7 protein-coding genes and 3 pseudogenes are annotated in these 10,715 nt (G+C 63.4%); 5 read left to right on the top strand and 5 right to left on the bottom strand.

Annotated features, from left to right (window positions below; genetic code table 11):
• The 3 genes from XpopCFBP1817_RS17050 to XpopCFBP1817_RS17040 form a co-directional block, all read right to left on the bottom strand.
• A partial coding sequence (locus tag XpopCFBP1817_RS17050) for a transposase (protein WP_244171219.1) occupies positions 1–280 on the bottom strand: 280 nt, incomplete at its 3' end.
• A gap of 464 nt (positions 281–744) precedes the next feature.
• Positions 745–3,390 carry a PAS-domain containing protein gene (locus tag XpopCFBP1817_RS17045; protein ID WP_128418022.1) on the bottom strand — a complete coding sequence of 882 codons (2,646 nt, stop codon included), beginning with the start codon at positions 3,388–3,390 and terminating at the stop codon, positions 745–747.
• A 201-nt stretch (positions 3,391–3,591) separates the two neighbouring features.
• Positions 3,592–4,764, bottom strand: a complete 1,173-nt coding sequence (locus XpopCFBP1817_RS17040) for an OprO/OprP family phosphate-selective porin (protein ID WP_128418020.1) — start codon at positions 4,762–4,764, stop codon at positions 3,592–3,594.
• Between the two features lie 300 nt (positions 4,765–5,064).
• Between XpopCFBP1817_RS17040 and XpopCFBP1817_RS17030 the strand changes: the two genes are divergently transcribed.
• The 4 genes and pseudogenes from XpopCFBP1817_RS17030 to XpopCFBP1817_RS17020 form a co-directional block, all read left to right on the top strand.
• On the top strand, positions 5,065–6,411 hold the full coding sequence (locus tag XpopCFBP1817_RS17030) for a dicarboxylate/amino acid:cation symporter (protein WP_128418018.1): 1,347 nt from the start codon (positions 5,065–5,067) through the stop codon (positions 6,409–6,411).
• The gene (locus tag XpopCFBP1817_RS23625; RefSeq protein WP_279627128.1) at positions 6,411–6,533 is read left to right on the top strand and encodes a hypothetical protein; all 123 of its coding nucleotides are present in this window, start codon (positions 6,411–6,413) and stop codon (positions 6,531–6,533) included. The genes XpopCFBP1817_RS17030 and XpopCFBP1817_RS23625 overlap by 1 nt, the downstream gene beginning before the upstream one ends.
• Before the next feature lie 76 nt (positions 6,534–6,609).
• Entirely contained in the window at positions 6,610–8,904 is a 2,295-nt protein-coding gene (locus XpopCFBP1817_RS17025) for an NADP-dependent malic enzyme (protein WP_128418021.1), read from the top strand.
• Between the two features lie 151 nt (positions 8,905–9,055).
• A pseudogene (locus tag XpopCFBP1817_RS17020) lies at positions 9,056–9,605 on the top strand (DDE-type integrase/transposase/recombinase); the annotation flags it as partial.
• 18 nt (positions 9,606–9,623) lie between these two features.
• Here the strand turns inward: XpopCFBP1817_RS17020 and XpopCFBP1817_RS17015 are convergent.
• A pseudogene (locus XpopCFBP1817_RS17015) lies at positions 9,624–9,734 on the bottom strand (IS1595 family transposase); the annotation flags it as partial.
• 56 nt (positions 9,735–9,790) lie between these two features.
• On the opposite strand from XpopCFBP1817_RS17015, the gene XpopCFBP1817_RS17010 reads away from it, so the two are divergent.
• Positions 9,791–10,572 (top strand): IS5 family transposase gene (locus XpopCFBP1817_RS17010; RefSeq protein ID WP_128418017.1). Its coding sequence is split into 2 segments (ribosomal slippage): positions 9,791–10,121 and positions 10,121–10,572, totalling 783 coding nucleotides; the frame shifts between segments, so codons are not numbered across the junction.
• A 31-nt stretch (positions 10,573–10,603) separates the two neighbouring features.
• Here the strand turns inward: XpopCFBP1817_RS17010 and XpopCFBP1817_RS17005 are convergent.
• Positions 10,604–10,715, bottom strand: a pseudogene (locus XpopCFBP1817_RS17005) (transposase); the annotation flags it as partial.

Genomic DNA, 10,715 nt, shown 5'->3' with positions numbered 1-10,715 from the left:
GCTCCCGTGCGGCCATGTTGGTTTTGGTCGAGGTCAACCGGTGCAACGCCAGCATCCAGGTGCGCAGCGGCAGTTTGGTGTCGGCAAACATCGTGCCTGCAATCAGGCTGGTCTGATGCCGGCACGCGCTGCATTGGGAGCAGATCGCAGCACCCCGCTTGAAACGCGACCGCGCCCGCCCGGCACAAACAGGGCAACGAAAGCCTTGCGGCCAGCGCCACGTGTAGAGCGCGCGATAGCACGTGGCTTCGGTGCTGCAGGACGCGCAGAACTCAGACATCGATCATCCCGCCTGGAACTGCACGGCATTGCTGCGCATCACGTCGCCGCGTTGGCTTCAAGTGACAGCAGCATCCACAAAGCGCGGCGCAGATCCTGCGACTGGCGGCTGAAGGTCGGGGCTAATCAGGATTCCGGAAATTCGTCCAGCGTGTGGGGGCGGAAGGTTTCGGCGACGTATGCGTCCATGGCAGTGTGCTCCTTGTCGGGCATCACGGTTAAGGATGCAGCAGCCTGGGCTCAAACTGTCGCTGCGATGCTGCTGGTCAGTACCAGGCTTGCCGCGAGGAAATGCGCAAGGATTCGCAAGGGCGATGCTCCGATCAGGTGACGCATTGGTTGATATTACTCCTGGCACGCACAGCGTGGGCGCCAGGCAGGATTGATAGGAGAGGCTCACTTTCCGGCCGATCCCAGCGGTAATGGAGCACACGTGCGTTGTATCGACACAAGCATCGAAGATAATCACCCACGCCGCAACAACATCTGCGTCACCAGCGCACGCAGTGCAGGCGGGCGCACCGGTTTGGATAAAAATCCCCAGCCCAGGTCCAGCGCATGCTCGCGTAGCGCCGGGTCGGGTTCTGCGGTGACTAGGATGACGTGCGGTTCGCGTTGCCAGCGTTGCACTAGTTGCGGCAGCAACATCGGGCCGTAGTGGGCGCCCATGCGTACGTCCAGCAACAGCAGTTCCGGCACGTGGTCGGCGTTGGCGGCTGCCAGCGCATCGTCGGGGCTACCGGCAAAATCGACCCGGCATTCCCAACGTTCCAGCAGGGCGCGGCTGGCCTCGCACACGCGTTGCTCGTCGTGCACGCACCACACGCGGCAGCCGTGCAGGATCGGGTCGTTGGCGTTTTCTGCAGTTGTGGTGGGCGGCGGCAAGTGCATTGCGATGGCGGCACGCTCGCCCAGCGGTACGTTCACCGAAAAGACGCTGCCGCCGCCGAGGGTGGAACGTAGGCCGATGCGGTGGCCAAGCAAACGGCCGATGCGCTCGACAATGGCCAGGCCCAGGCCGGCGCCGCGGTCGTTGGCCACACCGTCGTCCAGGCGCCGGAATTCTTCGAAAATTTCCTGCTGCAACGCTTCGGGAATGCCCGGCCCCTGGTCGTGCACTTCGATGCGCAACCAGCCGCCGCGACGACGGCAGCCGATCAGCACGCGCCCACGCGGGGTGTAGCGGATCGCGTTGGACAAAAAGTTCTGCAGGATGCGCCGCAGCAGGTTTTCATCGCTCAACACCACGGCGGACGTTGGCACCCAATCCAATGCTAGGCCGCGGTCTTCGGCGAGGATGCCGAACTCGCGTGCCAGTGTTTCCAGCAGTGGGGCTATCGCGAAATCGCGCACCTGGGTCTTCAGGCTGCCCGCTTCCAGGCGCGAGATGTCCAGCAGGCTGTTGAGGATGGCGTCTTGCGCGGCGAGTGCGCCTTCGATGTTGTCGACCACGCGCGTGCTGCCGGCGTGGTGCAGCTGGCCGTGCAATACCGAGACGAACATGCGCGCGGCGTTGAGCGGCTGCAGCAGGTCGTGCACTGCCGAGGCGACGAAGCGGGTCTTGTAGCGGTTGGCGTTTTCTGCCTCGCGCTTGGCCGCGTCCAGATCACGGGTGCGTTCGGCCACACGGTGTTCCAGTGCGTCGGCCAACGAACGCAGTTCGCGCGCGGCGTTCTTGTAGCTGGTGATGTCGGCGTAGCTGGTGACGAATCCGCCATCGGGCAGCGGATTGCCGCGAATTTCCAGCACCGTACCGTCTTCCTTTTCGCTCTCGCGCATATGTGGTTTGCCTCTGCGCAAGTGGTTCAAGCGACGCTCGATCGCCGCTTCGATTTGCCCCGGACCAAGCAAGCCGCGGCGTGCGTTGAAGCGGAACAGGTCTTCGATCGGGCGGCCGATCTTGAGCAACTCGGGCGGAAAGCGGAACAGCTCCACATAGCGCGAATTCCACGCCACCAGATTGAGCGCATCGTCGATCACCACCACGCCCTGCGGCAGATGTTCCAGGCTGCGGCTCAGACCGGCATTGGCCTGTTGCGCGGCGGTGACCACGCCATCTTGCGCGGTGCGCAGTTCTTCGGCGTGTTGTTGCAGCAGCGTTTCCAGCTCGTGCAGGCTGCGCTGACGCACGGCGGACAAGCGCCGCTGCTGCTGCACGAACAACCACAGTAAGGCCAGCGCCAACCACGCACCAGCAGCGGCAATCGCCGCGGCACGGCCGGCTGCAGCACTGGCGCGGGTGTCGTGCAACAGATGCAGGCGCCAGCCGCTTTCTGGCACCTCCATGGTCTGCCACAGCACCGGTCCGGCAAGCGGCGGCTCGCGTATCTCGGCCAGCACGCCACCGTTGCCGGTCTGCTCGATCAACCGGCGCCGCAGCGGCAGCAATCCCTGGTCGGCGTATTGGCGGGTGCTGCGCAATTGGCTGCGATCGCGCAGGCTCAGCGGTGCCAGCATGCGGTAGCGCCACTCCGGGCGGCTAGCCAGGAACACCACCTCGTGGGCATCGGAAGCCAGCACGATGTCCGGGGTCTGCAGCCACTCGCGTTCCAGCGCGGCCAACGCGATCTTGATCACCACCACGCCCTGCACCTGGCCGCCGGCATCGACGATGGCCTGCGACAGGAAATAGCCCGGCTCGCTGGTGGTCATGCCGATGCCGTAGAAGCTGCCGCTGCCGGTGGACAGCGCCTGCTGGTAGTAAGGACGGAACGCGTAGTTCACGCCCACATTGCTGCGCGCCGCCCGCCAGTTGCTGGCCGCCAGTGCGATACCGCTGCGGTCGATCACCGTCAGCGTGGAGGATCGGGTGACGTTGTTGGCGCGTTCGAGTTTGTCGTTGAGCCGTTCCACCTGCGCGGCCGACAACGGCCCGGATACCGCAGCGCGCAGCTCCGGGTCCAGCGCCAGAATTTGCGGCAAGGTGCGATAGCGATCGATGCGCTGCTGCAACGCTTGCGCATACAGGCGCAGCTGACGCCGCACGGTGGCGCTTTCGTCGTGCAAGGCGTTCTGCTCGACAAAATGCCCGGCCGCGAACATGGCCACCAACATGCCGCCCAGCACGATGGACAGCGTGAACAGCAGGCGGCGGCGTTGCGAGGCATACATGCCGACAAGTATGGCGGTGCGCTGGTACATCGTGCAGCTATCGCCGCGGAGACCCGCAGCGACGACAGCCACACATGACCACCGAACAAGCCCCCACAAACGACTACGGCCGCATCCTCGGAAGGATGCGGCCGCACAGGCACACACGCTGGTGTGTGTCACAGCATCAGCGTATTGAAGCGGCCAACCAATCAATAACGCTTAAAACTGCACCTGCGCACGCAGTTCCATCACGTGTGGGGTCTCATGCACGCCATTGCGCGTGGCATTCACCCAGCTGTAGTTGGCCTGCATCTTGAAGTGGCTGGTGAGGTACCAGTTGGCGCCGATGGTGGTGTCGTGCTGGCGGCCACCATGCACAAGGTTGTCTTCCAGATTCAGACGGCTGTAACGGGCGGTCAGTTCGACCGCGCCGTAGTCGTGCGCCGGCTTGATCATGCCCGGCACGCCGCCGGCATAGCTACGCGACTCGCCGGTCAGCGTCCAGGTGCCGTAGAGGTACTGACCCTGCGCGATGAAGTGCGGCTGGTTGGCGTTACGCGCCACTTCGGCACGCAGCGTTTCGCTCTGCAGCGAGAACGGGCCGTGGATCCAGACCGCTTCCACGCCGGCGCGGATCACGTGATCCGCATCGAGAATGGTGCCGGTGTCGATCAGGCGCACGTCGGTCAGACCGGCTTCCGGGCGGGCACGCAGGCGCACGCGCGGGCTGAACGACACGCCGCGGCCGTCGCTGAAGCCTCGCGGGTTTTCGACCGAACCGGCCAGGCCCAGATGCAGCACATTGCCTTCGGCCTTGATCGGGGTCCAGGCCGCATGCACGGCCTGGGTGGTGCCGGGGTTGTCGCCCTGCAGATCCTTGCCGCCATAGGCGCCGGCTTGTAGCAGGTACTGCTGACGCTCCAGGGTCCACTCCGCACCGGTGCGCCGGCCCTGGAACACTGCCTGCACCGGCAGGCCTAGTTCCATGAAGCTGCCCGCACGCGAGCTCTGCATCGCTTCCAGACCCACCGGCACCTTCATGTAGCCCAGCCGCACGCGGCCGTAATCCTGGCCGAACACCGCCTTGGTCTCGACGCGGAAGAACACGTCCAGCCACAGCTTGGCTTCGAAGTCGAAGTTCACCATGGCGTCATAGACGCCCTTTTTCTTGAGGGTGGCGCCGAGTTCCTTGCGGCGGAAATCGGTGCGGTCTTCCAGGCGGTCGCTGCCGGAGAAGTTGTTGTCGTCGTAGGCGTAGTTGCCGGTCAGGCCGAGCTCGGTTCCATCGCCGAAGGTGTACTTGGTCGGCCAGTTTTCCAGGGAGGTGGCCGCATTGGCGGCAGCGGGCGCGACGGCGATGGCCAACGCGAGAACGAGCAGATTGAGGCGCATAGGTGTGGTCTTCGGCAATGAGGAGGGGCCGGGCGTCCTGCCATGGCGTTCGCAATGAACGGCTTCAGCAAGCGCGCAGGTCCGGGCGGCGAACGCACAGGGAATCGTTGTCTGTGTTGAACGAGATTAACGGCCGGCGATGGCGCGGCTGAAGTGTAAAACGGCATTCAATCCGCGGATAGTGGGTAGGCGGACAGTGCTTAGTACCAATGGGCTATCGGCCCCGGCTCTGGCGTGCGGCCAGAATGCATGCACCGGGTGCCTGCTCAGGCGCCCTCTATGTTCCCTCGGAGTGGTGTCATGCACATCAGCAAGCCTGCCGGCCCGTTGCCGGCGTCCGTCCCCTTCTATCGCCAGCTGTATTTCCAGGTGGTGGTGGCAATCGTCCTGGGCGCCTTGCTCGGCCATTTAGAGCCGGCATTTGCCGAAAGCCTCAAGCCGCTGGGCGACGCCTTCATCAAGCTGGTGAAGATGATCATCGCCCCGGTGATCTTTCTGACCATCGTCACCGGCATCGCCGGCATGACCCACCTCAAGACGGTGGGCCGGGTCTTCGCCAAGTCGATGACCTACTTCCTGTTCTTCTCCACGTTGGCGCTGATCGTGGGCATGATCGTGGCGCATGTGGTGCAGCCCGGCGCCGGCATGAACATCAATCCGGCCGAGCTGGATCAGAGCGCGGTCAACACCTACGTACAGAAATCGCACGAGCTGAGCCTGGTCGGCTTTTTGATGGACATCATCCCAGCTACGCTGATCAGCGCATTTGTCGATGGCAACATCCTGCAGGTGCTGTTCGTGGCGGTGCTGTTCGGTATTGCGCTGGCCCTGGTCGGCGAGCGTGGCCGCCCGGTCCTGAGCTTTCTGGAAGCGCTGACCGCGCCGGTGTTCCGCCTGGTGCACATGCTGATGAAGGCCGCGCCGATCGGCGCATTCGGTGCGATCGCTTTCACCATCGGCAAGTACGGGGTGGAATCGCTGGTCAATCTGGCTTGGCTGGTGGGCTCGTTTTATCTGACCTCGCTGTTCTTCGTGTTGGTGATCCTGGGCATTGTCTGCCGCCTGTGCGGCTTTTCGGTGCTTAAGCTGATGCGCTATCTCAAGGCCGAGTTGCTGCTGGTGCTTGGAACCTCTTCGTCGGAGTCGGCGCTGCCGTCGCTGATGGAAAAGATGGAAAAGGCCGGCTGCGAGAAGTCGGTGGTGGGCTTGGTGGTGCCGACCGGCTATTCGTTCAATCTGGATGGCACCAACATCTACATGACCCTGGCGGCGCTGTTCATCGCCCAGGCCACCAACGTGGACCTGAGCCTGGGTCAGCAGATCACGCTGCTGGCGGTGGCGATGCTCAGCTCCAAGGGCGCAGCCGGCGTGACCGGTGCCGGTTTCATCACCCTTGCGGCCACGCTGTCTGTGGTGCCGGACGTGCCAGTGGCCGGCATGGCGCTGATCCTGGGAGTGGACCGCTTCATGAGCGAGTGCCGCTCGCTGACCAACTTCATCGGCAATGCGGTCGCCACGGTGGTGGTGTCGCGCTGGGAAAATGCGTTGGACCGCGATCAGCTCAAGCTGGTGCTGGATGGCGGCTCGCCGCCGCTGCAGGCACCGGTGGCCTCGACCGACGTCGCCGCCCCGATCAGCGCGCGCTGATGCTTCCTGCGGCCCTGTATTCCGTCGGCGATGCCGGCGGGATACAGGGCCGTTTTCGCTCCGAGCCAACACTGGCCGCAACGCACGACGCGCTGCAGCATGCGATCTTCCTGCCGCGCTGACAGCTGCGCGACAGGCCCTCGTTCAGGCAGGAGGGTAGAATTCAGCCCTCCTGCGCCCTTGAGAACCAAACAGCCGATGTCCAACGACGACTTCAAACAGGCCGCCCTCGACTACCACCGCCAGCAGCCGGCCGGCAAGATCAGGGTCATCGCGACCAAGCCGATGCTGACCCAGCGCGATCTGTCGCTGGCGTATTCGCCGGGCGTAGCCTTCGCCTGCGAGGCGATCTTCGAAGAACCCACCCAGGCCAGCGAGCTCACCGCGCGCGGCAATCTGGTGGCGGTGATCACCAACGGCACTGCGGTGCTGGGGCTGGGCAACATCGGCCCGCTGGCATCCAAGCCGGTGATGGAAGGCAAGGGCGTACTGTTCCAGAAGTTCGCCGGCATCGATGTGTTCGACATCGAGATCAATGAGAACGACCCGGACAAGCTGGTGGACATCATCGCCAGCCTGGAGCCGACCTTCGGCGGCATCAATCTGGAAGACATCAAGGCGCCGGAATGCTTCATCGTCGAGCGCAAGCTGCGCGAGCGCATGAACATCCCGGTGTTCCATGACGACCAGCACGGCACCGCGATCATCGTCGGCGCCGCAGTGCTCAATGCGCTGGTGGTCACCGGCAAGAAGATCGAAGAGGTCAAGCTGGCCACCACCGGCATGGGCGCGGCCGGCATCTCCTGCGTCAACATGCTGGTCTCGCTGGGCCTGAAGCCGGAGAACATCCTGGCGCTGGACCGCGACGGGGTGATCCACACCGGCCGCACCGATCTGGACCCGGACAAGCAGCGCTACGCGCGCGACACCGACAAGCGCACCCTGGCCGAGATCGTCGACGGCGCGGATATCTTCCTGGGCCTGTCGGCGGCCGGCATCCTCAAGCCGGAAATGGTCGCCACCATGGCGCGCCAGCCGGTGATCTTCGCGCTGGCCAATCCCAACCCGGAAATCACTCCGGAAGCGGCCAAGGCTGTGCGTCCGGATTGCATCGTCGGCACTGGGCGTTCGGACTACCCGAACCAGATCAACAACGTGCTGTGCTTCCCGTATCTGTTCCGCGGCGCGCTGGACGTGGGTGCCACCGGCATCAATGAAGACATGAAGATCGCCTGCGTCAAGGCGATTGCGGCGATGGCGCGGCGCGAGGCCTCCGACTTGGGCGCGGCCTATTTCGGCGAAACGCCCAGTTTCGGCCCGGAATATCTGATTCCGCGTCCGCTGGACCCGCGTCTGTTGGTTGAGTTGTCATCGGCGGTTGCCCAGGCGGCAATGGATTCGGGTGTGGCCACTCGCCCCATCGACGACATGGAGGCGTACCGCGACAAGCTCGGCCAGTTCGTCTACCGCACCAGCCTGATGATGAAGCCGGTCTACGACCGCGCGCGCGCCGACAAGCAGCGCGTGGTGTATGCCGAAGGCGAAGAAGAAGTGGTGCTGCGTGCAGTGCAGAACGTGGTCGACGAAGGCCTGGCCTTCCCGATTCTGATCGGTCGCCCGGACGTCATTCAGGCGCGTATCGAACGCATGGGTCTGCGCCTGACCGCCGGGGTGGACTTTGAAATCACCAACATCTACGACGACCCGCGCTTCAACGAGTATTGGCAGTACTACCACGCACTGACCGAACGTCGCGGCGTGACTGTCACTGCCGCCAAGGAGTTGATGCGCTCGCGTCCGACCTTGATCGCCGCAGTAATGGTGGCGCGTGGCGAAGCCGATGCGATGTTGTCTGGCGTCGTCGGCCGCTTTCACAAGAAGCTGGGTTACGCCCGCAGCGTGATTCCGCTGGAACCGCGCGTGAGCTCCACCTCGGCGATGACCGGCGTGATCAATCAGCTGGGCGTCTTCTTCTTCCTGGATACGCATGTGCAGGAAGACCCGACCGTGGAGCAGGTGGTCGAAGCGACGCTGCAGGCCGCGTACCGCCTCAAGCTGTTCGGCATCGAGCCCAACATCGCGCTGCTGTCGCACTCCAACTTCGGCAGCCACGATTCGCGCGATGCGCTGAAGATGCGCCAGGTGCGCGAAGCCCTGCTCAAGCGCAAGCCCGAGCTCAACATCGACGGCGAAATGCAGGGCGACACCGCCTGGGACGAAGCGCTGCGCAAGCAGATCATGCCCAACAGCACGCTCAAGGGCCGTGCCAACCTGTTCGTGCTACCGAACCTGGAAGCGGCCAACATCGCCTACAACCTGGTCCGCGTATTCACCGACGGCGTGGCGATCGGCCCGATCCTGATGGGCATCTCCAAGCCGGTGCACATCCTCACCACCAGCGCCACTTCACGCCGGGTGATGAACATGACCGCGATTGCCGCGGTGGATGCGCAGATCCGCAGGCAGCGTGATGCTGAGAAGAGCGCACCTTAAGCGCTTGCTGCGGACGTTTCAGTACGGATGCGCGCAGTACGGACAGGCTGCGCGTTATTCCACATTTCATGCCATCTTTTCGCGACACTGCTGTTTGTTTGATCCCAGGTGTTGATGGTGCGTTATTTTCCCTCGAATGGAAGCAAGCACGATGGGCCAGGTTCTGCATGGGAGCGCCACCACGACAGAGGCGATCCGTCGAGCGATACCACAGAGTCGCTTTCCGCAAGCACACGTTGCTGCCGCTGGATGACTGTCTCTATGCACTGCAGCCGAGCATTCCGCGTCTGACGCGCTCATCGCTGCACCGCTGCCTGCAACGCCATGACATCTCGCGGCTCCCCGAGATTACAGGCGACGACCCCGCCAAGAAGCGGTTCAAAAACTATCCGATTGGCGACTTCCACATCGACATTGCACAGGTGCAGACGGACGAGGGCAAGCTTTATCTGTTCGTGGCCATCGACAGGACGTCCACGTTTGCGCTCACCGAACTGCATGCCTCTGCCAACAAGCTGTTTGCAGTGCAGTTCCTGCGCACTGTGCTCCAGGCAGTGCCCTACACCTTGCAGACGGTTCTGACGGATAACGGCATCCAGTTCACCAACCGCAGTTCCGACCGATATGCCTGTGCGCATCTCTTCACTCGCGTCTGCGAGGAGCACGGCATCGAACACCGCTTGACCAAGGTCAAGCACCCACCTGATTAGCCCTGACTCTTAGCCATAAAAATTGCTCGCTGCACGCAAAACCGGCTCTGGACATGGTGTGGATTGCATCATGGCCGTGTCCACTCGTGGCAGCATGTCGCGCAAGCGGAATCGACGATTAAGAGCGGCTAACAAAACCCCTTGAATATTGTGTCTCCGGTTGCAAAATTGCGAACATGACGCCTCGCAAAGAGATCCCCATTGCGCTGTGGAAGCGCATCGAACCACTGATTCCGCAAGTCAAGCGTTCGCCCAAAGGTGGACGGCCACGTATCAGTGATCAGCAAGCCCTCAACGGCATCGTCTATGTCTTGCGCACGGGCGTGCCGTGGGAAGACCTGCCTATGGAACTGGGCGATGGCAGTGGCATGACCTGCTGGCGCCGGTTGGGTGATTGGCAAGCCGCCGGTGTGTGGCATCGTCTGCATCAGGTGTTGCTGGCCGAGCTGCGTCGCGTCCAGAGGCTGGATCTGAGCCGAGCCAGTCTGGACGCCGCCAGTGTTGCCTCCCCCCGGGGGGCGCCTACACCGGGCCAAACCCGACCGATCGCGGCAAACTCGGCAGCAAACGGCATCTGATCGTCGACCGCAACGGCGTGACCTTGGCGGTGTGCGTCACCGGCGCCCATCGGCACGACTCGGTCGTGTTCGAGGAGTTGGTCGAGGCCTTGCCGCCAATTGGTGGCAAACCAGGGCGCCGGCGACGTTGGCCAGACAAATTGCATGCCGACAAGGCCTACGACATCGACCGCTGTCGCGCCTTCCTCAAGCAGCGCGGCATCATTGCGCGGATTGCACGCAAGGGGATCGAGCGCAACGACCGGTTGGGCCGTCATCGCTGGGTCGTCGAGCGCACGCATGCCTGGTTCGCAGCCATGGGCAAACTGCGCATCCGCTTTGAACGCCGCATCGATCTCCACTTGGCGTTGCTCTGGCTTGCATGCTCCATCATCTGCTGACGGCTTCTTCCTGGGTTTTGTTAGCCGCTCTAAACCGATAGGCCGCTTCTCCCAGATACCGCCTTGCGTATTTGCCTTGCGCGATGGCGTGATACACGCCACTGATGGCGCGCTTGAGGTTGCCCAGCACCACGTTGACGCAA

Source organism: Xanthomonas populi (assembly GCF_002940065.1).
GTDB lineage: Bacteria > Pseudomonadota > Gammaproteobacteria > Xanthomonadales > Xanthomonadaceae > Xanthomonas > Xanthomonas populi.
Note: the sequence above shows the minus strand (reverse complement) of the source record. Positions and strands in the feature narration are given on the sequence as shown.

Bases quoted from the DNA above. Each gene is read 5' to 3' on its own strand.
- XpopCFBP1817_RS17025 (WP_128418021.1), top strand. From the start codon at position 6,610: ATGTCCAACGACGACTTCAAACAGGCCGCCCTCGACTACCACCGCCAG.
- XpopCFBP1817_RS17045 (WP_128418022.1), bottom strand. From the start codon at position 3,390: ATGTATGCCTCGCAACGCCGCCGCCTGCTGTTCACGCTGTCCATCGTG.
- XpopCFBP1817_RS17040 (WP_128418020.1), bottom strand. From the start codon at position 4,764: ATGCGCCTCAATCTGCTCGTTCTCGCGTTGGCCATCGCCGTCGCGCCC.
- XpopCFBP1817_RS17030 (WP_128418018.1), top strand. From the start codon at position 5,065: ATGCACATCAGCAAGCCTGCCGGCCCGTTGCCGGCGTCCGTCCCCTTC.
- XpopCFBP1817_RS23625 (WP_279627128.1), top strand. From the start codon at position 6,411: ATGCTTCCTGCGGCCCTGTATTCCGTCGGCGATGCCGGCGGGATACAG.